Origin of the sequence: Streptomyces sp. CY-1 (genome assembly GCF_047218265.1) — a bacterium.
Taxonomy (GTDB): Bacteria; Actinomycetota; Actinomycetes; order Streptomycetales; family Streptomycetaceae; genus Streptomyces; species Streptomyces niphimycinicus.
Map to the genome: position 1 here is coordinate 8,147,799 of NZ_CP178393.1, position 23,184 is coordinate 8,170,982.

At 68.8% G+C, this 23,184-nt stretch carries 18 protein-coding genes; 10 read left to right on the top strand and 8 right to left on the bottom strand.

Annotated features, from left to right (window positions below):
- Positions 1–46: 46 nt before the first annotated feature.
- Complete coding sequence (locus ACK1X7_RS35050; RefSeq protein WP_385142360.1) at positions 47–928, bottom strand: GNAT family N-acetyltransferase; 882 nt, start codon at positions 926–928, stop codon at positions 47–49.
- 231 nt (positions 929–1,159) lie between these two features.
- Here ACK1X7_RS35050 and ACK1X7_RS35055 point away from each other — a divergent pair, with 231 nt between their 5' ends.
- The gene (locus ACK1X7_RS35055) at positions 1,160–4,441 is read left to right on the top strand and encodes a GH92 family glycosyl hydrolase (RefSeq protein WP_413116113.1); all 3,282 of its coding nucleotides are present in this window, start codon (positions 1,160–1,162) and stop codon (positions 4,439–4,441) included.
- Positions 4,442–4,532: 91 nt separating this feature from the next.
- Positions 4,533–5,432: a hypothetical protein gene (locus ACK1X7_RS35060; protein WP_385142364.1), complete on the top strand. Its 900-nt coding sequence runs from the start codon at positions 4,533–4,535 to the stop codon at positions 5,430–5,432.
- On the opposite strand, the gene ACK1X7_RS35065 is transcribed toward ACK1X7_RS35060, so the two are convergent.
- Together ACK1X7_RS35065 and ACK1X7_RS35070 are read right to left on the bottom strand one after the other, a co-directional pair.
- Positions 5,429–6,199 carry a PIG-L deacetylase family protein gene (locus ACK1X7_RS35065; RefSeq protein WP_398159962.1) on the bottom strand — a complete coding sequence of 257 codons (771 nt, stop codon included), beginning with the start codon at positions 6,197–6,199 and terminating at the stop codon, positions 5,429–5,431. The two genes, ACK1X7_RS35060 and ACK1X7_RS35065, sit on opposite strands and share 4 nt — an antisense overlap.
- Before the next feature lie 24 nt (positions 6,200–6,223).
- Complete coding sequence (locus ACK1X7_RS35070) at positions 6,224–7,069, bottom strand: NAD(P)H-binding protein (RefSeq protein WP_413116114.1); 846 nt, start codon at positions 7,067–7,069, stop codon at positions 6,224–6,226.
- Between the two features lie 96 nt (positions 7,070–7,165).
- Here ACK1X7_RS35070 and ACK1X7_RS35075 point away from each other — a divergent pair, with 96 nt between their 5' ends.
- Positions 7,166–7,543 carry a winged helix-turn-helix transcriptional regulator gene (locus ACK1X7_RS35075; protein ID WP_385146607.1) on the top strand — a complete coding sequence of 126 codons (378 nt, stop codon included), beginning with the start codon at positions 7,166–7,168 and terminating at the stop codon, positions 7,541–7,543.
- Here ACK1X7_RS35075 and ACK1X7_RS35080 read toward each other — a convergent pair.
- Complete coding sequence (locus ACK1X7_RS35080; RefSeq protein ID WP_385146609.1) at positions 7,527–7,790, bottom strand: DUF397 domain-containing protein; 264 nt, start codon at positions 7,788–7,790, stop codon at positions 7,527–7,529. The two genes, ACK1X7_RS35075 and ACK1X7_RS35080, sit on opposite strands and share 17 nt — an antisense overlap.
- 12 nt (positions 7,791–7,802) lie before the next feature.
- Positions 7,803–8,654, bottom strand: coding sequence for a helix-turn-helix domain-containing protein (locus tag ACK1X7_RS35085; RefSeq protein WP_385146611.1), 852 nt, complete (start codon positions 8,652–8,654; stop codon positions 7,803–7,805).
- A gap of 146 nt (positions 8,655–8,800) precedes the next feature.
- Here ACK1X7_RS35085 and ACK1X7_RS35090 point away from each other — a divergent pair, with 146 nt between their 5' ends.
- Complete coding sequence (locus ACK1X7_RS35090; protein ID WP_385146613.1) at positions 8,801–9,106, top strand: hypothetical protein; 306 nt, start codon at positions 8,801–8,803, stop codon at positions 9,104–9,106.
- A gap of 514 nt (positions 9,107–9,620) precedes the next feature.
- On the opposite strand, the gene ACK1X7_RS35095 is transcribed toward ACK1X7_RS35090, so the two are convergent.
- The gene (locus ACK1X7_RS35095) at positions 9,621–10,274 is read right to left on the bottom strand and encodes a TetR/AcrR family transcriptional regulator (RefSeq protein WP_390792765.1); all 654 of its coding nucleotides are present in this window, start codon (positions 10,272–10,274) and stop codon (positions 9,621–9,623) included.
- 78 nt (positions 10,275–10,352) lie between these two features.
- Between ACK1X7_RS35095 and ACK1X7_RS35100 the strand changes: the two genes are divergently transcribed.
- Positions 10,353–11,897, top strand: coding sequence for a serine hydrolase domain-containing protein (locus tag ACK1X7_RS35100; protein ID WP_413116115.1), 1,545 nt, complete (start codon positions 10,353–10,355; stop codon positions 11,895–11,897).
- A gap of 76 nt (positions 11,898–11,973) precedes the next feature.
- Here ACK1X7_RS35100 and ACK1X7_RS35105 read toward each other — a convergent pair whose 3' ends face one another.
- Complete coding sequence (locus ACK1X7_RS35105) at positions 11,974–15,834, bottom strand: GH92 family glycosyl hydrolase (RefSeq protein ID WP_413116116.1); 3,861 nt, start codon at positions 15,832–15,834, stop codon at positions 11,974–11,976.
- Positions 15,835–16,073: 239 nt separating this feature from the next.
- Positions 16,074–16,607 (bottom strand): PT domain-containing protein, encoded by a 534-nt coding sequence (locus tag ACK1X7_RS35110; RefSeq protein WP_385146621.1) that lies wholly within the window; start codon positions 16,605–16,607, stop codon positions 16,074–16,076.
- A gap of 341 nt (positions 16,608–16,948) precedes the next feature.
- On the opposite strand from ACK1X7_RS35110, the gene ngcE reads away from it, so the two are divergent.
- The 5 genes from ngcE to ACK1X7_RS35135 all read left to right on the top strand — a co-directional run bounded on the left by ngcE (position 16,949) and on the right by ACK1X7_RS35135 (position 23,130).
- Positions 16,949–18,385 (top strand): N-acetylglucosamine/diacetylchitobiose ABC transporter substrate-binding protein, encoded by a 1,437-nt coding sequence (gene ngcE, locus ACK1X7_RS35115; RefSeq protein ID WP_385146623.1) that lies wholly within the window; start codon positions 16,949–16,951, stop codon positions 18,383–18,385.
- Positions 18,386–18,443: 58 nt separating this feature from the next.
- A complete protein-coding gene (locus ACK1X7_RS35120) occupies positions 18,444–19,361 on the top strand; it encodes a carbohydrate ABC transporter permease (RefSeq protein WP_361495733.1) in 918 nt (305 codons plus the stop codon).
- Positions 19,362–19,422: 61 nt separating this feature from the next.
- Positions 19,423–20,370: a carbohydrate ABC transporter permease gene (locus tag ACK1X7_RS35125; RefSeq protein WP_385146625.1), complete on the top strand. Its 948-nt coding sequence runs from the start codon at positions 19,423–19,425 to the stop codon at positions 20,368–20,370.
- Between the two features lie 243 nt (positions 20,371–20,613).
- On the top strand, positions 20,614–21,813 hold the full coding sequence (locus ACK1X7_RS35130; protein ID WP_361495743.1) for an ROK family transcriptional regulator: 1,200 nt from the start codon (positions 20,614–20,616) through the stop codon (positions 21,811–21,813).
- 216 nt (positions 21,814–22,029) lie between these two features.
- A complete protein-coding gene (locus ACK1X7_RS35135) occupies positions 22,030–23,130 on the top strand; it encodes a substrate-binding domain-containing protein (protein ID WP_385146627.1) in 1,101 nt (366 codons plus the stop codon).
- Positions 23,131–23,184 lie beyond the last annotated feature (54 nt).

A 23,184-nucleotide genomic window follows, 5' to 3' on the forward strand; every position in this document is an offset into this window, starting at 1 on the left:
CACCCCCGGCGGGGTGCGGCCCGTCCGCGTACCAGATGCCTTGCGATCAGAGAAACGTCCCGGAGGGGATGTACGGCGTCGGCGGCGGCATCCCCCGCAGACACACATAGCCGCCGGTGGACAGCTCGAGCCCGGCCTCGAGCCCCACGTCCACCGCCCACTGCTGCTCGGCCGTCAGCGCCGGGACCCGGGCGTCGGTGCCCTCCGGAAGGCACAGCAGAGCCGCCGTCAGCAGCCGCTTCGCCAGCCGTCGCGAGGTCGCGGCCAGCAGCTCGACCTTGCCGTCCTCGGCGACGTAGCAGTAGCCGCTGCCCGCCAGGTCGTCCACGACCAGCAGCCGCCGCTGGCGCAGGAGCAGTTCGTGGTCGGCGCCGTGCGCGCCGCCCCGGGTGCGGCGGTCCACCGAGTCCAGCAGATCCCGGTGCCGGGCCACGCCCTCGTGGACGGCGCCGTCGGGCGGGGACAGCCGCTCCTTGGTCTCCGGTCCGACGGTGCCGCGCAGCCGCATCGCCGGATGCAGCGCGAATCCCGCACGCCGGTAGGTGCTCGCCGCGCGCGGATCCTCGGAGCCGCAGATGATGCCGCGCAGGCAGCCCCGTCCGTACAGCAGCGCGGCGGCCAGCAACTCACGTCCCACGCCCTGCCGTTGGGCGCGGGGCAGCACCGCGAGCAGCGCGAGCCCCCAGGTGCCCTCGCGCCGCGCGGACAGCGCCACGCCGAGCGGCATCCCGGCGCCGTCCAGGGCGATCCAGCAGCCGCCCGGGTCGGTACGGGCGAGATGCCGGTGCCGGTCGTGGATCTCGGCGACGTACCCCGGCGGCCAGTCGTCCTTGCCCGCGAGGGCGGCGGCGTCCCCGAAGGCGGCGGCCACCACCTCCCAGGCGGCCTCGGCGTCCTCGTCGGTGTCGCGCAACTGGCGGAGGATCATGAGCCCATGATGGCGCGTCCGGTGAGGGAATTGTCGGTACGCGGAAGCGGCTTGCTCGACCGGCGAACGCGACAACGTTGTCAGCATGACTTTAACGATCAGTACGCCGCCAACCGGGTGTCCCTGTCAAGACCGTTCGCGCACTCTTACGGCCGACGGCCCCCGTGCGGTACGGTCCCCACGGCTTGTTCGACCCGGTGATCGCGGCCCTTCCGACAAGGTGGGACCGCAATGCCCTCAAGACTCCTGGCCGCCCTGGCGGCCGCGGCCCTGACCGCGGGGCTCCTCGCCACCGCGGCCACCGCGCCAGCGTCGGCCGCTCCGCCGCCGACGCTGGTCAAGGATCCGGCGGCGTATGTCGATCCGCTGATCGGCAGCTCGGCCGGCGGCAACACCTTCCCCGGCGCCGTCGCCCCCTTCGGCATGCTGTCGTGGAGCCCGGAGAACACCCGCGGCGACGCCACCCGTACCGCCGCGCCCGGCGGCTACCACTACGACGCCACCCGCGTCCGCGGCTTCAGCCTCACCCATATGTCCGGCACCGGCTGTGCGGGCGGCGCGGGGGACATCCCCTTCTTCCCCCATGTGGGCGAGGTCACCTCCTCACCCGCCGCCGACACCAAGGACCAGGTCTACGCCTCCGACTTCAGCCACTCCGACGAGACCGCCGAGCCCGGCCGCTACAAGGTCTCCCTCGCCTCCGGCGCCGGCGCGGAGCTGACCGCCACCGCCCGTACCGGCTCGGCCCGCTTCAGCTACCCCGCGGACAAGACCGCCTCCCTGCTGATCCGCACCTCCTCCTCCGAGGTCGGCAGCAGCGACGCCGATCTCACCATCGACCCGGCGCGCCGCACCGTCTCCGGCTCGGTCACCGGCGGCAACTTCTGCGGCTATCTCGACCCCGAGGGGCGCCGCAGCTACTACACCCTGCACTTCACCGCGGTCTTCGACACCGCGTTCACCGCCCAGGGCACCTGGCAGGACGGCACCCTGCGGCCCGGCACCACCAGTGCGAAGGGCGGCTCCGGCGGCTTTGGCACCGACGGCCGTCCGGTGGCCGGGAAGGGCTCCGGCGGCTATCTCCAATTCGCCCCGGGCACCCGCCGGGTGGGCGTCAAGGTCGGCATCAGCTACGTCGGCGACAAGGGCGCCCGGACCAACCTCGCCGCCGAGAACCCGCCGCGGCGCGGCTTCGACCAGGTGCGCACCGCGGCGTACGACGCCTGGCGGCGGCAACTGTCCGCGATCCGGGTCGGCGGCGGCGCGGACGCGGACCGCACCGCCTTCTACACCGCGCTCTACCACTCGCTGCTGCACCCCAACGTCATCAGCGACACCGACGGCCGCTACCGGGGCAGCGACGGTGAGGTGCACCGGGTGAGCCGGGGCCACCGGGCCCAGTACGGCACGTTCTCCGGCTGGGACATCTACCGCTCCCAGCTCCAACTGCTCACCCTGCTGGAGCCGGAGGCGGGCTCCGACATCGCCCAGTCCCTGCTGAACCTCGCCCAGCAGAACGGCGGCGTCTGGGACCGCTGGCTCCAGGGCGCCTCGGGGACGCATGTGATGAACGGCGATCCGTCGGCCGCCGCCCTCGCCGGGATCCGGGCCTTCGGCGGCGGCGACTTCGACCTCGACGCCGCCCTCGACTCGCTCCTCAAGGCGGCCACCGTGCCGACCGAGAAGGACCTCAGCCCGGCGGGCAAGCCCATCATGTCGGCCGGCCAGCGGCCCTCCCTCGACAAGTACCTCAAGCTGCACTACATGCCGTCCGTCTCCAACGCCTGGGGCGGCGCGGCCGAGACCCTGGAGATGTCCGGCGCGGACTTCGCCCTCTCGCAGTTGGCGCGGGCCGCGGGCCGTAAGGACACCGCGGACACCTTCGCGCACCGCGCCCAGTGGTGGCAGAACAACTTCAACGCCGCCGCCGACCCGCAGAGCGGCGGCTATATCGCCAACCGTAAGGCCGACGGCAGTTGGGTCACCGGCTTCACCCCGGCCACCGGCAACGGCTTCGTCGAGGGCACCAGCGCCCAGTACACCTGGATGGTCCCGCACAACCCCGCTGGTCTCTTCGCCGCGATGGGCGGTAAGGACGCCGCCATCAAGCGCCTGGACGCCTTCTTCCACGACGCCGACGGGGGCTGGGCGCTCACGGGGGCGGGCGGCGAGAAGTCCGAGCTGGACAACGAGCCGTCGATCAACGTCCCCTACCTCTACGCGTACGCCGGGCAGCCGTACAAGACCCAGGAGACCGTGCGCGCCGCGATGCGCCGGCTCTGGACCACCGCGCCCGACGGCATCCCCGGCAACGACGACCTCGGCGAGATGTCCTCGTGGTACGTCTTCTCCGCCCTCGGCATGTACCCGCAGGTGCCCTCCCGCGCCGAACTCGTCCTGGCCTCGCCCCTCTTCCCGCGGATCGAGATCGACCGCGGCGCCCGGGACATCTCCATCCGCGCCCCGCAGGCCGCCCCCGACGCGCCGTACGTCCAGTCGCTGAAGGTGAACGGGCGGGCGAGCGACCGCCCCTGGCTGCCGGAGTCCTTCGTACGGCACGGCGGCACGCTGGACTACACCCTGTCCGACGCCCCCGACCGCGCCTGGGGCGCGTCCCCGTCCGACGCCCCGCCCTCCTTCCGCGAGGGCGAGCAGCCGTACCAGATCGGGGTCGGACCGACCACGGGCACGCTCGCCCCGGGCGAGAGCCTGACCGTGAAGGTGGCCGCCGTCCCGGTCGGCGAGGGCGACCGCCCCGAGGTGCGCTTCACCGCCGACGCCCCCGACGGGCTCACCGCCTCACCCGCCTCCGGGACGGTGGGCCCGGACGGCACGGCGGAGATCTCCCTGCGCGCGGGGAAGGACACGGCCGAGGGCTTCTACGATGCGAAGGTGACGGTGACCAGCGAGGACACCAAGGTCGTCCAGCCGATCACACTGACCGTCGCCGCCCCCGGCACCCTGCTCGCCGCGTACAACAACACCGGCGCGACCGACGACGACGGCGAGCACGACGAGGGCGACTACGACGGCGGCGGCTGGAGCTACTCCCGCCAGGCCCTCGCCGCCGCCGGTCTCGCGCCGGGCGCCAAGGGGACCACCCAGGGCCTGGACTACACCTGGCCCGCCTCCCCGCCCGGCCGCCCCGACAACGCCTCCACCACCGGCCGGACCATCACGCTGCCCCCGTCCACCGGCCTCTCCTTCATCGGCAGCGCCGTCAACGGCAACCAGAAGGCCACCGCCAAGGTCACCTACACCGACGGCACTTCGGGTGAGGCAGACCTGTCCTTCACCGACTGGACGGTGGGAGGCGGCGGCGGAACGGTCCAGTACGGGAACGTGACCCTCGCCAAGACCGGCTACCGCAACATCAGTGGCGGCGACAAGGATGTGGTCGACGCGTACATCTTCGCCACGAAGGCGTTCCGCGTCCCCGAGGGCAAGACGGTCAAGAGCGTGACCCTGCCCGACAACGCCGATCTCCACGTCTTCGCGGTGGCGCGCGGCTGAGTGAGTCAACCCGAAGAGCCGCGACCTACGATCGAGTGAGATGAGGGCAAGTGCCACCGGCACTTGCCCTCATCTCTCTAGGTTTCGACGCATGGTCAGTTCTTCACACGAGGCCCTCCACCGGATTTTCCAGGAGGACACGGGGGCCATTGTCCGAGCACTCAGACAACTCCTCGGCGTCCCCTTCCCCGAGCCGGACAGGGCGTTTGTCGTCAGCCCAGACCTCACCGAGATCGCGCCGATTGAAAGACGCGTGGACACACTGCTCCAGGTCGAGACCAAGGGCGACGGCACATATTTATTCGCCATCGAGTCGCAGAGTAGAAGAGACCCGAAAAAGCCGGCGGCCTGGGCCTACTACCTCTCGTACATGCACGCGAAGTTCGGTCACCAGCCGGTGCTGGTCGTGCTCTGCCCGGACGAGTCCACGGCCCGATGGGCCGCCCGCCCGATCACGCTCGGCATCCCCGACCACCCATCCCTGACAGTTCGCCCACTTGTTCTGGGTCCCGGCAACACTCCCGTCGTCACTGACGCGAAGGACGTGGTCCGGGATGTTCCGATGGCCATGTTCTCGGCGATTACGCATAGTAAGACCGAAAACGTCGATGCCATACTGAAGGCATTGGCGACCACGCTCAACACTCTCGACCCCAACCAGGCGACCATCTACGCCGAACTCGTTGAAGCCGGTCTCGGAGACACCCCGGCACGAGAAATCTGGAGAGATCTGATGTCTGCGCTGCTGAACTTCTTCCGTTCCGAGCACGCCCAGCGCGCCTTCGCCGAGGTTCGGGCAGAGGGCCAGGCTCAGGGCCAGGCTGTAAAAGGTGCGAAAGATGTTCTGCGCGTGCTCAGCCTTCGGGGGCTTGAGGTTACGGCCGAGACCCGTGACCGTATTCAGTCGTGCACGGATCTGGACCTCCTCGACGCCTGGCTGGACCGTGCTGTGACCGCCTCCCGCGCCGAGGATCTGTTCGCCGACAGCTAGCGTCGCGCGGGCCGGGAGGGGGAGGCGTCGATGTACCACTCTCGGCCCAGCAGCAAGCCGAAGAGCGGGGCGGGCAGCCGGAGCATCCTCCGCATGACGGCGCTCATGCGGCCGGTGCCGTTCATCTGGGAGTGGTGGGCGGCCAGGGCCGCCTGCTTCTGGCGGGCGTAGCGGCGTACGTCGTAGCGGTGGGTGATGGCCGAGCGGGGGCTGAAGCGGGTGCTCAGCTCGGCGGGGTCGAGCTTCAGGGGGATACCCAGGAGACGTACGAGTCGTAGCAGGCGTTCGACGGTGTCGCGGGGGATCGTCGCCTCCAACACCCTGGGGGTCTTGGCCAGTTCGGCGGCGCGGCGGCCGACCTCGTGGACCTTGATGTGGTCGCGGTGGCCGTAGCCGCCGTTGGGGTCATAGGTGAGCAGCATCGCCGCGTTCTCCTCGCGCAGGATCGCGGCCAGTTGTTCCGCCGCCTTCTCCGTGTCGGCCCGGGCGAAGCGCGTACGGTCCGGCGGGTCGGCGTAGAAGAGCGGGCCGTGACCGCTGTCCGCGTAGCCGAGGTGGACGACGCGGTCGACGCCGAGCACGTACGCGCTCTTCCGCAGTTCGTGCATACGAGGCGGCTCGCGGCCCGGCGGGGCGGCGTCCATGTGGCCGTCCGTGGCGACCACGAGCACCACCCGGTGGCCCTCGTCGGCGAGTCGGGCGAGCGTGCCCCCGGTCAGCAGCGCTTCGTCGTCGGGGTGGGCGTGGAATGCCAGGACGGTAGCCATGCGGGCCATCCTGGCATTCCGGGATCAGCGGAAGGCCGCGATGTTGCGCATTGCCCAATCGGCGAAGGCGCGCGGCGGACGGCCGAGGACCCGCTCGACATCGGGGCTCACCCGCTGTTCGGCGGCCGTCGGCTCACCGAGGATGTCGAGGGTGCCGTCCGCGACGGGCTCCGGCATGAACCGCAGCATCTCCGCCCGTGCCCGCTCCCGGCTCAGCTCGGTGAACCGTACGGGTTCGCCCAGCGCATCCCCGATCGTCTGCGCCTGCTGGCGCGGGGAGACCGGCGCCGGGCCGGTGAGTTCGTAGGTACGCCCCGCGTGGCCCGGCTCCCGCAGCGCGGCGGCCGCGACCTCCGCGATGTCCGCAGGGTCCACGACCGGCAGTCCGACGTCGGCGAAGGGCGTCGCGACCATGCGCTCCTTACGGATGGATTCGGCCCAGGCGAAGGCGTTCGAGGCGAAGCCCCCGGGCCGCAGGATCGTCCAGTCGAGACCCGACGGCCGGACCGCGTCCTCGAACGCCCGCATGGGGGCGTGGGACACCGCCTCCGGGCGGGTCCCGGCGGCCTGGGAGGAGAGCAGGACCACGCGCCGTACGCCGGCCGACCGCGCGACGTCCAGAAGGGCGCCGGTCTGTGCGGTTCCGGCCAGCAACTCGCCCGCGAAGAGCAGGAAGAGCGCGTCGGCCCCGTCCAGCGCGGGCCGCAGACTCCCCGGGTCGGCCAGATCGGCCCGATGGTGACGTACCCCCTCCGGCAACTCCGCGCCGGTAGGCCGTCGCGACACGGCCGTCACCTGCTCGCCGACTGCGGCAAGCGCCTCCACCAGCGGCCGACCCACATTCCCGGTCGCTCCGGTTACCACGATCATGTGCAACTCCCCGTTCCGTAGTGTCAGACGTTGTCCTCGCCGCGGCACGGTGAAGCTAGCATCGTGGGGATAGTAGGTACCTAGAGGAAAGTGACTATGTCCGAGGAACCGGAACAGGCGTGCCCGATCGCCCCCGTGGTCGACATCGTCTTCAGCCGCTGGACCACGCCCATCCTCTGGACGCTCCATGAGCACGGCCGTCAGCGGTTCGTGGAGCTACAACGCCGCATCGGCGCGGTCACACCGAAGGTGCTGACCCAGCGGCTGCGGCAACTGGAGCGCGATGGGCTGGTGCGGCGTACCTACCACCCGGAGGTCCCACCCCGGGTGGAGTACGAGATCAGCGACCTCGGCCGCAGCCTGGGCCCGCTCTTCGCCACGCTCGCGACGTGGTCGGCCGAGAACCTGCCCGAGGTCGAGCGCGCCCGCCTGCACTACGACGGCGCGGAGGCCGCCACTACCGGTCCCCAATAGGGCCGTCGAACGCGCCGCCCTTCGCCGCGCGTATGAAGGTGCCGAGGGCGGCGGGGGTGGTGGTGAGGATGACGTCCGGTTCGTCGCTCTCCCGGAGCGCGATGGTGTGGGGCGCTGTGGCGGCGACGTAGAGGCAGTTGGACCCCTCTTGGCTGTAGGAGGATTTCTGCCAGTTGGCGGGCACCTCCGCGACGTATATGCAACTGGAGCCTTGGGCGCTGTACGAGGACTTTCGCCAGGCGGGCACGTTGGTTTCCTCTCAGATGCTCTGCGCGATGCGGTAGATGAGGTCCCTCGATGCTTTGGGCTTGAGGGCGTAGCTCTCCATACGGTCCAGCACGCTCCGGTAGTTGACGAGATGCGCCTCTGCATCGAGCAACTGATTGCCATGGTCTGAATCGAGCTGGACAGTATCAAGCTGTCGTACTGAGCCACCGAGGTAGTCGACCGACTGGCCGGAGCCGGGTAGCGGCCCAGCGCCGAACGGAATCACCACGATCGTGATGTTCCCCCGCTCGCCCATGTCGATCAAGTGCTGAAGCTGCCCACGGACCACGGTGGAGCTGCCGTACCCCATGTGGAGTGCGGCCTCGTGAATGATGGCCGTCAGCCGAGTCGGGGTGTCCCCGTGGAGGATCGCCTGCCTCTTGATGCGATGCGAGACGCGGTGCTCCACTTCGTAGGGTGCGAGTTGCGGGATGCCCGCGCTGAAGACCACGCGTGCGTGTTCGGTGGTCTGGAGCAACCCTGGGATGGGAACCATGTTGGCGACGCGTACGTAGGTGGCGTGGTGCTCCACCTCAGCCAGATCGAGCAGTCCGATCGGCAGGAACTCTCGGTATTCCTCCCACCACCCTCGCGTGCGCGTGCCGGTCATGGCGGCGAGTGCGTCGATGTAGTCCTGATCCGCGCATGAGTAGAGGCGAGCCAGCGTCCGGACGCGGTCAGCGCTCACTCCGTGGCGGCCCGCCTCGATGTTGCTGATCTGGGTCTGGTTACCACCCAAGCGACCCGCTGCCGTCGCGGCCGACATTCCCGCGCGCTCGCGGAGCTTGCGGAGTTCGGCGCCCAGGCGTTGTCGTCGCGCGGTTGGCGGCTTGCTCGGTGACATGTCGGTTCCCTCCCTTGTCCCCCACAAGAGGGTATCTGTAAAGGATTTGAAGCCAACCAAGTAAAGGTTTAGTCGCAGTCCGCTACGGTGTGAATCACGTCACTGTACGTGCGTGGCTCAATTCCCCTTCCCGACGGGAGACTTCCATGGCTGCCTTCGACTTCGATCAGGAACTCTGCGATCTCGCACTCGACCAGGCGCCCCGCGTCTTCGCCGTCGCCGTGCAGTACGAGGTGGAGCCGGGCATGCAGGACGGCGAAATCGCCGCGTGGGGGCTGGCGTACGAGGACGGGAGCGCGCACGTCGTCACCGCCAACGGGCGGCACCGACTCACCCTCACTTCACCCGAACGGGCGACGTGGTGGTTCGGGCGGGAGAAGGGATTCACCGCGCGGATCGTGTGGTTCGCCGCGCCCGCTGCGCCCGCGTTCGAGCGTGCCGAGGCTGCCTGAGCTTCGGCCACTCGTATCGGGGCGTCTTTCCGCGCCTTCGGCGCCATTGGGCTTCCAGGATGCCGGGGCCGGCGACCCCTGGGGCACTCCGAGATGCTTGATCTGACGCAAACGATTTGTCAAACGTTTCTGAGAGGGGTGCCGGGAGGGCGAGCATCCCCTGTGCGGAGGTCGCGCGAAAGGCGCGCCCCCACCGGCCTCATGCGCCACCGGCGCCCGCCCCCACCGGCCGTCGGCCGGCGGCGGCGCCGACCGCCCACCCCGCCCGCCCGTGCTCAATGGCGCCGAAGGCGCGAGACGGCGGGGGCGGCGGGGAGCGAACCGCACACCAGACGTGCCCGGTCCCTGGTTCCCGCTCAGCCGTCCAGGCGTCCAGCCGTCTTTCGCGCGGGAAGTGCCGAGGGTCCTATTGGCGTCGAGTGCGACGCTGTGCCCCCAGGAGCCGCCGGATCATGCCACGCCGTCGCAGTCGAAGGGACCTTGCCCGCTGCCGCACCCGCCCGCCGACGCGGGGCTACGTGTCGGTCCCCTTTGTGTATTGGCGGCACTCTCCGGTGAAAACGGCGGCCAGTTCGGCGGCGATCACCGACGCCGACATCTCGGCCGCGGACACTCCGTTCGCTCCGGCGGGATCGCGGTAGACCTGCATCGCCAGTCCTTCCGTTATGGCGGTGAGGCGAACGGCCGCGGGCCACGGGTCCAGGTCCGCCTCGACCTCGCCGCACTCCTTGCCGTTGTGGACAGCCTGTGCAATGTCCTTGCGCAACTGCCGGGCGGTCTCGACATCGACCTCGGCGAGGGCGGGGGTGTCCAGCGCGCGTCCGGCGAACGCCCTGGTGACCCGAAACTCGGTGCGGCGTGTCTCGTCCAGGGGGATGAACTCGGCCATCGCCTCGGCCAGGACCCGCGAGATGGGTCGCTGGTGCTCGACCCCGGCCCGGATCCGCTCGTCGGCCCGGCTCCGGATGGCCGCGCTGACCTCATTGAACGCATGCAGCAGCATCTCGTCCTTGGTGCGGAAGTAGTGCTGCACCAGTCCGACCGATATCCCGGCCGCAGTGGCCGTACGGGCGACAGTGACGGCATCGAGCCCGTCTTCTGCGATGAGTTCGCAGACGGCGACGGCGATCTGACGTCGGCGTTCTTCATGGTCGGCGGTCCTCGGCACTTGATAACCGTACCACCGTACGGTAAAAACCGTATAGCTATACGGTTATCCTGCCTTCGGGAAACGGTGAGGAATCCCATGCGCTTCCGCCCACGGCGCGCCGCCGCGAGTACGGTGGCCCTCCTGCTCTGTTTGCTCCTGTGCGCCCCGGCCGCCCCGGCCGCCCCGGCCGCCACCCGCCCGAGCCGCTACGCCGCGATCGACGCCTACATTCAGGACCGGATGAAGGCCACCCGCACACCCGGACTTTCCTACGCCGTGGTCGGACCCGACGGCCCGGTGCACCAGCGGTCCTGGGGAACGGATGGACATGGCGAGCGTGTTACGGCCGACACACCGTTCCTGTGGGGTTCGGTTGCCAAGCCGATTGCGGCGAGCGCTGTGATGGTCCTCGTTCAGGATGGACGTCTCCGCCTGGACGACCGGGTCGTCGACCACTTGCCGAACTTTCGATTCGGCGGCGCCGCGCATGCGTCCCGGGTGACGATCCGTCACTTGCTCAACCAGACCGGCGGCATACCCGAGGCGGCCACACTCAAGGTCACCGACTGCTTCGCCGCCGATTGCCCCCGTCCAGCGGAGCGCGTCGGCGACCTGGACGATCTGCGGCCGATCGGCCCACCCGGCACCGAGTACGCCTACACCAGCGCCAACTACCTCGTGCTCGCCGCCGTTGTCGAGTCCGTCACCGGGCGCCCCTTCGCCGACCACCTCAGACAGGCCGTGCTCGACCCGGCGGACATGGACAGCGCCATCACCGGCCAGGCATCGGCCCGGAAGCGAAACCTCCCCCCGGGCCACCAGCTCCTGTGGGGCCTACCGACCGCGATCGCCGACGGCGTGGACGACCACGGCGCGGGCTACGGCTATCTGGGCGGAGACCTCAACGACCTCGCCGCCTTCGCCTCGTTCCAGCTCCGCGGCGGGAGGACCGCCGATGGCGATACCGTTCTCACCCCCGAATCCGTGCGGCTGATGCGCGAAGAAGGAAGACTCCAGCCCACCGGTACCGGCACCGGCTATGGACTGGGCTGGCGAGTCGGCGGCCTGGACGCACCACTCGACGAAGCCATCTGGCACACGGGCGCGACCCCCGGCTACTCGGCCATGTTCTTCCTGCTGCCCAAGCGGAACATCGCCGTCGTCCTCCAGCAAAACCTGTACGAACTCCTCCAGGACGAGGCGGTCATGCAGGTCGGTTTCGGCGCCGCACGGCTCCTCGCGGACGGCCGGGCGCCCACAAGCAGCGCATCCGCATCCCTCTACTACTGGACCATCGGGGGCGCCACCACCCTGGCGATGGCCCTGATCCTCACGGCCGGACGCTCGGCTCTGCTCCTCCGGCGCCCGGCCATGCCCAGCTCCCCGTTGCGCCGTACCGTCCTGACCGCCCTGTGGTGCCTGGCGGGCGCGTTGCCCTGGATCGCCTTGGCTCAGGTGGCAGATCGGATCGGCCTGGGCCAGCTCATGAACTGGGTGCCCGATCTCTTCATCTCGGTATGGGTGGCGGCAGCCGCCGGAGCCGCGACCATCGTGCTCCGCCTCATCATCGCGATCCGCTCTGCTCGCGTCGGCCCCCGGCGACCGCGGCCCGGTCGGGATGAGGGCCTGGCCGCCGAGTAATGCGTTCAGACTCGCCCACTGGCATCTACAGCCGGGCAGGCCGGGTCCGAACGCCGGACCCGGCCCACCCAACGGCTCAGCTCAGCAGCTCCACCTCCGCCAGCGTCGCCTTGCCGTCCGGCACCAGGCGGTAGTGCTCGTACGTACCGGGCGTGCGCACCGAGAAGACGCGGGTCTGCTTGTTCCAGGTGAAGGTCTCTCCCGACCTTCGGTCCAGGTCCCGCCACTTCTCGCCGTCGCGCGAGCCCTGGAGTACCCATCCGGTCGGGGCCTTGCTCCGGTCGGATGAGGTCAGGGTGTACTGGACCACGCGGCCCGCCTTCGTGATCGGCAGGTCCACCGTCTCGAAGGTCGCCTCCGTCCCCGAGGTGTTGTCCAGCAGGGCCGTGCCGCCGCTCGGCACCGTCAGGTCGTGGCGCGGGGTGGGCACCTTGTCGTCCTTGGTGATGGAGGACGGCGCGGCGTTCTTCCCCGTGCCCCAGGCCGACGGCTTGGCGCCCATCGCGAACTCCAGGGTGCCGCCCTTGGCGAGCACCGAGTGGGGGAGGGCCGTGGAGTTCCACGCCTTGCCGTTGACCTTCAGGCCCTGGACGTACACATTCCGCTCGCTGTTGCGCGGGGCCTTGACGACCAGGTCGCGGCCGTTCTCCAGATGCACCGTGGCCTTGGTGAACTGCGGCGATCCGACCGCGTACTCGGAGCCGCCCATCACCAGCGGATAGAAGCCCAGCGAGCTGAAGATGTACCAGGCGGACTGCTCGCCGTTGTCCTCGTCGCCGTGGTAGCCCTGGCCGATCTCGCTGCCGGTGTAGAGGCGGGAGAGCACCTCGCGCACCTTCTCCTGGGTCTTCCACGGCTGGCCCGCCGCGTCGTACATGTATGTCACATGGTGGGCGACCTGGTTGCTGTGGCCGTAGTTGCCCATGCGGACGTCCCGCGCCTCGGTCATCTCATGGATGACGCCGCCGTAGGAACCGGCGAACTCGGGGGAGGCGGTCTCCGGGGTGGAGAAGTAGGTGTCCAGCTTCTTGGCCAGGCCCGCCCGGCCGCCGTAGAGGTTGGCCAGGCCCCGGCTGTCCTGGGGCGCGGTGAAGGCGTAGCCCCAGCCGTTGGTCTCGGTGTAGTCGTAGCCCCAGATCCGGGGGTCGTACTTGTCGGAGGGCACGCGCCACTTACCCGCCGCGTTCTTGCCCTGGAAGAAGCCGGCCTTGTCGTCGAAGAGCGAGACATAGCCCTGCGCACGGTGCAGGAAGTACTCGGACTCCTCCTTGTAGCGGGCCTTCTTCGTCTTCGCGTAGAGCGCCTTGCCCATGTTCGCGAGGCCGAAGTCGTTGAGATAGCCCTCCAGCGCCCAGGACAGTCCCTCATGGGTCTCGGTGCTCGTATAGCCGAGGAAGGGCGAGCTGGACATGCCCTTACGGCCGACACCGGACGAGGGCGGCACGGCGGTGGCGTTCTTCAGCGCCGCCTCGTACGCCGCCTCGGCGTCGAACCGCACGCCCTTGAGATACGCGTCGGCGAAGGCCACGTCCGAGCTGGTGCCGGTCATCAGATCGGCGTAGCCCGGCGAGGACCAGCGGGAGATCCAGCCGCCGTCCTTGTACTGCTGTACGAAGCCGTCGACCATCGTGCCCGCCCGCTTGGGGGTGAGCAGTGAGTAGGCGGGCCAGGTGGTGCGGTAGGTGTCCCAGAAGCCGTTGTTGACGTACACCTTGCCGTCGACGATCTTCGCGCCGGTGTGGGTCGGGGTGTTCTCCCCGGTGCCCGGCGAGAAGGCGCTCGCGTACTGGTACCGGGGCTTCGCCGCCGTCCCCGTGTTCTCGAAAGCGGAATTGGGATAGAGGTACAGCCGGTAGAGGCTGGAGTAGAGCGTGGTGAGCTGGCCCCGGTCCGCGCCCTCGACCTCGATCCGGCCCAGGATGCTGTCCCACTGCGCCTGTGCGGCCCGCTTGACCTGCTCGAACGACGTCGAGGCGGGCAGCTCCCGGTCGAGGTTGGCCTTCGCCTGGTCGACGCCTATCAGCGAGGTGGCGAGCCGGAGCGTGACGGTGCGGTCCTTCCCCGGCTTGAAGCGGAAGTAGCCGGTGACATCCTTGCCGCCGTCTCCGTCCAGCTTGCCGCTCGCGCTCACCGGGGTGTCGAAGACGCCGTAGACGAACATCCGGGTGGCGCCGGTGGACAGTCCGCTCTTGACGTCGGAGTAGCCGGAGACGACGCCGTGCTCGGCGTCGAGGGTCAGCCCGCCGTCGCCCGTGACATTGTCGAAGAGGACGCTCGCGTCCTCACCCGGATAGGTGAAGCGCATGGCCGCGGCGTGATCGGTGGGCGCCATCTCCGCCTTGAGACCGTTCTCGAAGGTCACCCCGTAGTAATACGGCCGGGCGGTCTCCTTCTCATGGCGGAACGGGAGCGCGCGGGAGGTGCGCCCGGCGTCCGGGGTGCCGTTCGCACCGGACGGCATCACCTGGAAGGTCTGCCGGTCGCCCATCCAGGGGCTGGGCTCATGGCTCGCGCTGAACGCCTGGATGGTGGGGAGGTTGTCGGCGTTGTTGGCGCGGGCGTACTGGTAGAGCCAGTCGGTGGAGCCCGCGTTGGTCACCGGCGTCCAGAAGTTGAAGCCGTTGGGGACGGCGGTGGCCGGGAAGTTGTTGCCGCGCGAGAAGCTGCCGCTGGAGTTGGTGCCGCGGGTGGTCAGCGCGTAGTCCGACAGGTGCTCGAGCGGCTTCTCGGGCGCCTTGGGGGCGATCGAGATGTCGTCCACCCAGCCGCGGAACTGCGCGGGGCCCTTGGGGGAGTCGTAGGCCACGAGTATCCGGTCGACCGTCTTGCCCGCGGCGACCGCGCCGATCCGCGACTCCTTGTTGTTCCACTGATTGACGTAGAGCGTCTTGGAGGCGGCCTGGCCCTGCGGGCTCATCCGGGCGCCGTGCTGGTCGACCGCGCCGGGCAGATCGCTCAGATAGGTGCCGTCGGTGAAGGCGAGATCGACCGAGACATGGGTGGCCGGGTAGTTGAGATCGGTCTCGGGCATCGACGGGAAGATCCGGTAGGACAACTGGGTGTCCCGGGTGACGGCCGTGTCGACGTCGAAGACCTTGTTGTACGAGTACGCCCGGCCGTCCGGCTTATGGGTGCCCGCGTAGCGCAGGGCATGGGTGCCGGTGAAGCCCGCGTTGGCCTTGGCGGTGGGGGAGCCGGTGGGGCCGCGGTCGATCAGGGTGCGCATGTCGGTGGGCGCGGGCGGCGTGGTGTCGCCGGTCGCGAACTGCACCTCCGCGAGCTGGATCAGGTTGTCCCCGGCGTTGCGGGTGATCTCCAGCCGGAAGTGCTGGTACGCCTTGGCGCCGTCGAAGGAGAACTCCCGCGTCTGCTGGCGCGAGGAGAACGTCTCGTCCTTACGGGTGTCCAGCGCCGTCCAGTCGGAACCGTTGGCCGAGCCCTTGAGGGTCCAGTCCTTCGGGTCCCGGCCGGGGGCGTCATTGGCGGAGGTGAGGGCGTAGCGGACGGCCTTCACCGGCTCGCTCAGATCGAACTCGAGCCAGGCGGTGGTGGTGTCGAAGGCCAGCCACTTGCTGGTGAGCTCGCCGTCGACGAGGTTCTCCTTGACCTCCCCGCCCTCGGTGTTCTCCCCGCTCGCCCGGACCTCGGTGACCTTGTCGGTGACATTGCCGGGGATCCCGGAGGAGTAGCCTCCGTCCACCCCGGACGCCTTCTTCTCGCCGTCGGGTCCGGTCTCGACCGTGTCGCGCCAGTCGGGCTGGGGGTCGCCCGACTCGAAGGACGAGGCGAAGGTGCGGTCGGCGTGGTGCGCGGAGGCCGGGCCGACGGGGGCGGCGACCGCACCGCCCTGGGCCGTCACCGCCAGCAGGACGGCCGCCACCAGGGGGGCCGTCCGTCCGATCCCACGCCATCGTCTCTGTGGTCGTCTCTGTCGCATACGCAGCCTCTCAACGAGTCTGACAACGTTGTCCTCTGGGTCGGGCAGAGATAAGTAGGGAGGCAGGGGGAGGGTGGTGTCAAGGATGCGGACAACCGCCAATTGGGCTGCGCGTGGCGGACGGTACGACACGGGCCGTACCGCCATCGGTGGTACGGCCCGTGTCCATGGGGGCGTTTCGGCGCGCCCGATGGGGATGTGTCTGGTATGTCGTCAGTGAGGCTGAGCCGCGGCCGGACTCAGTCGGCGCTGTCGGACTTGGTGGCGAGCGAGAGCCGGCACTTCTTCGCGGTGTGGGAGCTGTCCGCCTTGAGCCCGGTCACCTTGATGGTCTTGTCGGCGCCGCCCGCCACGGCCGCGTCGGACTCCACCCCGGTGGTCACGGCCTTGTCCGAGCTGTCGACGAAGCCGACCAGCAGCGAGTAGTAGGCGGTGCTGGAGCCGGAGTTGCTGATCTTCACATTGGCGTAGGGCTTGCCGTCCGAACCCCATCCGCACGTCCCCATCTTGGCGTCCGGGGTGATCAGGCCGGAGCCCCCGGTGGGGGAGTCCGACGGCCCGTCATACGGGTCGTCGGTGGGGTCGTCGGTGGGCTCCTCGGTCGGTGCCTGGGTGGGCTCCACCGGCAGTTGGGCCATGCCCTTGCCTATCGCCGCGCCGCCCTTGCTGTCCCCGGCCGCCGAGCCCCCTTTGCCGGAGCCGCACCCAGCGGTGATCGCGAGTGTCGCGGTCACGACAATGCTGGTGGCGAGGGTGAGCTGCTTCCGGGACACGGGAACCGCCTTTCGGGGAGCGCGCACGGCGGCGTGCCGCACGGACTGTCTCCGCCTACGGTATGTCGGGCAGGTCTCAACTCGGGAAAGACTGATACCCGATGACCTCTCGATCTTGCCCATATGAGGCCCAGTGGACTATACCTGTCGCCCCAGGGGGAAGGCCGCACCGCGGCCCATATCGGAGGGTCTCGGCGGGTCATCCGCACTCCCCGGCGTACACCCAGCAATACTCCGCTTGACGCTTCAACTGACCCGCGGTGTCGGGCCCCTCGCCGGAGGCGAGTATGTACGGGAAACCGTTACACCGCCTGAGTCCTGACGAAGGCGAGGACTTGAGCATGGGATCCACCTCAGATGTCGGCCGTCGCGATCTGATCAAGCGCTCGGCGGCGCTCGGATTGATCTCCGTGCCCGCGATGAGCGCGCTGTCCGCCTGTGCCAGTGGCGGTGACGACGACGCCAAGAAGGTCGACAAGGGCAAGAAGAGCGCCAAGAACCCGCTCGCGGTCAATGAGAGCGCCGCGCTCGACGTCGTCATCTTCGACGGCGGCTTCGGGCAGCAGTACGCCAAGGACGCCGAGGCGGAGTACGCCGCGGCCTTCCCGAAGACCAAGGGCAAGGTCAAGCACGCGGCCACCCAGAAGATCCAGACCGTGCTCCAGCCGCGGTTCAACGGCGGCACCCCGCCGGACCTCGTCGACAACTCCGGCGCCGAGCAGATGGACATGGGCACCCTGGTCGGCAAGAACCAGCTCACCGACCTCACCCCGCTGCTGGACGCGCCCTCCCTCGACGACCCCAGCAAGACGGTGCGCGAGACCCTGCGCCCCGGTGTCGTGGAGATGGGCCAGTTCGACGGCAAGCCGGTGTGGATCCTCTACTACGCCTACACCGTCTACGGCGTCTGGTACTCCAAGACCAATCTCGCCAAGCTCGACATGGAGTACCCGGAGACCTGGGACGACATGCTCAAGGTCTGCGAGGCGGCGAAGAAGAAGGGGGTCGCGGGCTGGACCTACCCCGGCAAGTTCCCCTACTACCTGCCGTTCAGCCTCTACCCCTTCATCGCCAAGATCGGTGGCCGGGAGGTCCTGGACTCGATCGACAACCTGGAGCCGAACGCCTGGAAGCACCCGGCCGTCAAGGCCGCCTTCGAGGCGTACTACGAGCTCTACAAGAAGGGCTACATCCTCAAGGGCACCCCCGGTCTGACCCACATCGAGTCCCAGACCGCGTGGAACCAGGGCAAGGCGCTGTTCATCCCCAACGGCTCCTGGGTGGAGAACGAGGCGAAGAAGACCACGCCCAAGGACTTCCAGATGGCGGTGGCCGCGCCGTCCGGCCTGGACAAGAGCGACAAGCTGCCGTTCGGCACCCTCTGGGCCTCCGGCGGTGAGCCCTTCATCGTCCCGAAGGCGGCCAAGAACCCGCAGGGCGGCATGGAGCTGCTGCGGATCATGCTCGGTGAGAAGTCCACCAAGAACTTCATCAAGCAGGTCTCCTCGCTCTCCTCCCTCAACGGCGGCACCGAGGGCCTCAGCCTGCCGCCGGGTCTGGCGTCGGCGCAGGAGGCGCTGACCAAGGCGGGCAAGAACGTGGTCAACCCGCGGCTCCAGGACTGGTACGTGACGCTCCAGAAGCAGCAGATCGGCGTCGGCGCGCTCGGCGAGATGATGGCGGGCCGGATGACCCCCGCCGAGACGATCAAGAAGTGCCAGAAGTTCGCCGATGAAACGGCCAAGGACGACGCCGTCAAGAAGTACAAGCACGTCTGATGCGGCTCCACGCGTCGCCGGCGGCATTATCCGTAGGGGAAGACCGAGGTCGGTAGAAATGCAGCATGGGAAGTACCGGTTCATCGCGGGGTTCCTGGCCCTGCCGGTGATCCTTTACGCGGTCTTCGTGATCTCGCCGTTCGTCCAGGCCATCTACTACTCCTTCACGGACTGGACCGGGCTGAGCTCCGACTTCAAGATGGTCGGGTTCAAGAACTACAACTGGCTGCTGCATGACGACCTCTTCTGGAAAGCGGTCGGGCACAATGTCGTGCTGCTGCTGGTGGTGCCGCTGGTGACGCTCGGCCTCGGGCTCTTCTTCGCCTTCATGCTCAATGTGGGCGGCCGGGGGAGGAAGAACTCGGCGATCTCCGGGGTGCGCGGGTCGGGCCTGTACAAGGTGATCTACTTCTTTCCGCAGGTGCTGTCGATCGCGATCGTCGCCCTGCTGTTCCAGTTCACCTACAACCCGCGCAACGGGGCGATCAACGCCTTCCTCGGCGGAATCGGCCTGGAGTCGCTCCAGCAGGAGTGGCTGGCCGATCCGAAGCTGGCGCTGTGGTGCCTGATGGCGGTGATGGTCTGGAGCAACGTCGGCTTCTACGTCGTCCTCTTCTCCGCCGGGATGAGCTCCATCCCGAAGGACTTCTACGAGGCGGCGCTGCTCGACGGGGCCAACCGGATCAAGACCTTCTTCAAGATCACCCTGCCGCTGCTGTGGGACACGGTCCAGACCGGCTGGATCTATATGGGCATCATCGCGCTCGACGCGTTCGCCGTGGTGCAGATCATGACCGTGGGGCCGGGCGGCCCCGCCGACTCCACGCAGGTCATGGGCTACTACGTCTACACCAAGACCTTCCACGACGGGCAGGCCGGACGGGCCACCACGATCGGCGTCGCGATGCTCATCGTCACCCTGATCTTCGCGGTCGTCGTGACCAGGCTCGGCCGGCGCGAGCGGCTGGAGTACTGATGCCGATCACACCGACCGCACCCGGCCACCGCCGCCCGACCGCCGATCTGGGGGTACCACAGTGACCTCGCACGCAGAGCCCTCGGAACTCCCGGGCGTCACCAAGGAGGACGAGGCGCCGCCCGCCGGGCCCGTCCGCAAGCAGCCGCCGCCGGGCGCCGCCCCCGAGGGCCGGATCGGCAGCGAGGGCAAGGTTCTCAACGTCTTCTCGCACGGCATCCTGGTGGTCTGGGGGCTGCTCGTCACCCTGCCGCTGCTGTGGGCGGTGATGAGCTCCCTCAAGACCGACAAGCAGATCTTCACCTCGCCCTGGGGGCTGCCCTCCGCCCTGCACTTCGACAACTGGACCCGGGCCTGGAGCAAGTCGAACATCGGCGACTTCTTCCTCAATACGATCCTGGTGGTGGGCTGCTCCCTGATCGGGACGATGCTGCTGGGCTCGATGGCGGCATACATCCTGGCTCGCTTTGAATTCCCGGGAAAGCGATTCATCTATTTCATGTTCGTCGGCGGGATGAGTTTTCCCATCATCCTGGCGCTGGTGCCACTGTTCTTCGTGATGAAGAACATGAGCCTGCTCAATACGTTCCATGGGCTCATTCTGGTCTATATCGCCTATTCGCTGCCGTTCACGGTCTTTTTCCTCACCTCGTTCTTCAAGACGCTGCCGTCCTCGGTGGCGGAGGCGGCCCTGATCGACGGGGCCTCCCATACCCGTACGTTCTTCCAGGTCATGCTGCCGATGGCGAAGCCCGGCCTGATCAGTGTCGGGATCTTCAACTTCCTCGGCCAGTGGAATCAGTACATGCTGCCCACGGTGCTCAACACCGATGAGGACAAGCGGGTGCTCACCCAGGGTCTTGTGCAGCTCGCGGCCAGCCAGCAGTACAAGGGCGACTGGTCCGCGCTTTTCGCCGGTCTGGTGCTGGCGATGCTTCCGGTGCTCGGCGTCTATATCCTCTTCCAGCGGCAGGTCCAGGCGGGCCTGACCGCGGGCGCGCTCAAATAGGAGCGGCCGGAGAGCGCTTTTCGCGGCCCCGTTCTTTCCGCCGTACGGAAAGGACGGGGCCGTGCGCTGTGGGCTGCCCGGAAGGTGCCGCCGGGCGTCCCGGAGCGGTCAGGGACTTGACGTGGGACAACCGTGGCGGCTCAGCTTAGAGTTCACATGTTGGAGACACCGCTGGGCCTCACTGTTGCGGCCCGGCCGGCGGAGCGGCCGTCGTGCCGTCCGTGAAGGCGGGAGTGGATGGGCGTGGAGACTCCGGGATCGCAGTCGTCGCTGCACCGGGCCAATCTCGAGCGGGTGGTCCGTGCGGTGCGGATGGCGGGCTCGCTGACCCAGGCGGAGATCGCCCGGTCCACCGGGCTGTCCGCGGCCACCGTCTCCAACATCGTGCGTGAGCTCAAGGACGGCGGAACGGTCGAGGTCACCCCCACCTCGGCGGGTGGCCGCCGGGCGCGCAGCGTCTCGCTCAGCGGCGACGCGGGCATCGTCGTAGGGGTGGATTTCGGCCATACGCATCTACGCGTCGCCATCGGCAACCTCGCCCATCAGGTGCTGGCCGAGGAGGCCGAGCCGCTGGATGTGGACGCCTCCTCCGCGCAGGGGCTGGACCGGGCGGAGCAGCTTGTCAGCAGGCTGATCACGGCCAGCGGGCTCAGCCAGGACAAGGTGGTCGGCGTCGGCCTCGGCGTGCCCGCCCCGATCGACGTGGAGACCGGCACGCTGGGCTCGACCGCGATCCTGCCGGGCTGGGCGGGCACCAATCCGCGCGATGACCTGGCGCAGCGGCTCGGGGTGCCGGTGCATGTGGACAACGACGCCAACCTCGGCGCGCTGGGCGAGCTGGTCTGGGGCTCCGGCCGCGGGGTCGCCGACCTCGCGTACATCAAGGTCGCCGACGGTGTCGGCGCGGGGCTGGTGATCAGCGGGAAGATCTACCGCGGCCCCGGCGGCACGGCGGGCGAGATCGGCCATATCACCCTCGACGAGTCGGGCCCGGTGTGCCGCTGCGGCAACCGCGGCTGTCTGGAGACCTTCACCGCGGCCCGCTATGTGCTGCCGCTGCTGCAATCCAGCCATGGCGCGGATCTCACCGTGGAGCGCATGGTGCAGTTGGCCCGCGAGGGCGACCCCGGCTGCCGGCGGGTGATCGGGGATGTCGGCCGGCACATCGGCAGCGGAGTGGCCAACCTCTGCAATCTGATCAATCCGAGCCGGATGGTGCTGGGCGGTCAGCTCGCCGAGGCGGGCGAGCTGGTGCTGGGGCCGATCCGGGAGTCGGTCGCGCGGTACGCGATTCCCAGCGCGGCCCATCAGCTCTCGGTGATGCCCGGGGCGCTCGGCGGCCGGGCCGAGGTGCTGGGCGCGCTGGCGCTGGTGCTCAGCGAGATGGGGGATTCGACGCTGCTGGACGGTGCGCTCTCGGCGGGGGCTCCGGCCCTCACCTGACCGCCGGATCGCGGCCGCCCGCACCGGTCTTGGCTGAGCGGCTTTGTCCGGTCACGCTCCGTCTATCCGGCCTGTCCGGCTGCGTTCACTCAGATAACGAATGGCACCGTTGCCATCTCGTTAAGGATTTACTTCTTGACGCCATGCGGGCGGCCGAGTTGACTTCCAGCCACCTCGGCCGCAATGACGCGGCCTCGTCAGGGAGGTCACCCCCAAATGAACGCAACGATGCGTCGCGTCGCTCTCGCTGCCTCTGTCGTGTCGATGACCGTAGCCCTCGCCGCTTGTGGTTCGGCGAAGGAGGCCGGCAGCGACAAGAAGGACGAGAAGAAGAAGACCGGTCCGCTCACGATCGGGCTCTTGCTGCCCGAGGACCAGACGGCCAGATACGAGAACTTCGACCGGCCATACATCACCAAGAAGGTCAAGGCGCTCTGCGCCGACTGCAAGATCCTTTACGTCAACGCCAAGTCGGACACGTCGGTTCAGCAGCAGCAGGTCGACTCGATGATCACCAAGAAGGTCGACGCGCTCATCCTCGACTCGGTGGACTCCAAGTCCATAGCCTCCTCGGTCAGGAAGGCCGACGAGGCCGGGATCCCCGTCGTCGCCTACGACCGGCTGGCCGAGGGCCCGGTCTCCGCGTACACCTCGTTCGACAACGAGACGGTCGGCAAGGTGCAGGGCCAGGCGCTGCTCGAGGCGCTCGGCAACAAGGCCAAGAGCGGCAAGATCGTGATGCTCAACGGCTGGGAGGCCGACCCCAACGCCGCCCTGTTCAAGAAGGGCGCGATGTCCGTCCTCAAGGGCAAGGTGAACGTCGGCAAGTCGTACGACATCGACCGCTGGCTCGCGGACAAGGCCAACGAGGCCATGACGGGCGCCATTTCCTCCCTCGGCAAGAAGAACATCATCGGCGTCTACTCGGCCAACGACAGCATGGCGGGCGGCGCGATCACCGCGCTCAAGAGCGGCGGCTTCAACCCGCTGCCCCCGGTCACCGGCCAGGACGCCGAACTCGAGGGTGTGCGCCGGGTCGTCACCGGCGAGCAGTACATGAGCGTCTACAAGTCCTACCTGGACGAGGCCGCCGCCGCCGCGGAGATGGCCATCGCGCTCGGCCGCGGCGACAAGGTCAACGAGTCCAACACGGTGGACAGCCCGACCAACAAGGACATCCCGGCGACGCTGATCACCCCGATCTCGCTGACCAAGAAGAACATCAAGGACACCGTCGTCAAGGACGGCAACTACACGGTCGCGCAGATCTGCACCGCCAAGTACAAGGCGGCGTGCGACGAGGCCGGTCTGAAGTAGCGGCGCGGGGCCGTCCGTACCCCCACGGACGGCCCGCCCGCCTCCTGACACACC

What these genes read in the sequence shown, in the direction of transcription:
- ACK1X7_RS35050 (WP_385142360.1), bottom strand. Translation starts at nt 928, where the DNA reads ATGATCCTCCGCCAGTTGCGCGACACCGACGAGGACGCCGAGGCCGCC.
- ACK1X7_RS35055 (WP_413116113.1), top strand. Translation starts at nt 1,160, where the DNA reads ATGCCCTCAAGACTCCTGGCCGCCCTGGCGGCCGCGGCCCTGACCGCG.
- ACK1X7_RS35060 (WP_385142364.1), top strand. Translation starts at nt 4,533, where the DNA reads ATGGTCAGTTCTTCACACGAGGCCCTCCACCGGATTTTCCAGGAGGAC.
- ACK1X7_RS35065 (WP_398159962.1), bottom strand. Translation starts at nt 6,199, where the DNA reads ATGGCTACCGTCCTGGCATTCCACGCCCACCCCGACGACGAAGCGCTG.
- ACK1X7_RS35070 (WP_413116114.1), bottom strand. Translation starts at nt 7,069, where the DNA reads ATGATCGTGGTAACCGGAGCGACCGGGAATGTGGGTCGGCCGCTGGTG.
- ACK1X7_RS35075 (WP_385146607.1), top strand. Translation starts at nt 7,166, where the DNA reads ATGTCCGAGGAACCGGAACAGGCGTGCCCGATCGCCCCCGTGGTCGAC.
- ACK1X7_RS35085 (WP_385146611.1), bottom strand. Translation starts at nt 8,654, where the DNA reads ATGTCACCGAGCAAGCCGCCAACCGCGCGACGACAACGCCTGGGCGCC.
- ACK1X7_RS35090 (WP_385146613.1), top strand. Translation starts at nt 8,801, where the DNA reads ATGGCTGCCTTCGACTTCGATCAGGAACTCTGCGATCTCGCACTCGAC.
- ACK1X7_RS35100 (WP_413116115.1), top strand. Translation starts at nt 10,353, where the DNA reads ATGCGCTTCCGCCCACGGCGCGCCGCCGCGAGTACGGTGGCCCTCCTG.
- ACK1X7_RS35105 (WP_413116116.1), bottom strand. Translation starts at nt 15,834, where the DNA reads ATGCGACAGAGACGACCACAGAGACGATGGCGTGGGATCGGACGGACG.
- ngcE (WP_385146623.1), top strand. Translation starts at nt 16,949, where the DNA reads ATGGGATCCACCTCAGATGTCGGCCGTCGCGATCTGATCAAGCGCTCG.
- ACK1X7_RS35120 (WP_361495733.1), top strand. Translation starts at nt 18,444, where the DNA reads ATGCAGCATGGGAAGTACCGGTTCATCGCGGGGTTCCTGGCCCTGCCG.
- ACK1X7_RS35135 (WP_385146627.1), top strand. Translation starts at nt 22,030, where the DNA reads ATGAACGCAACGATGCGTCGCGTCGCTCTCGCTGCCTCTGTCGTGTCG.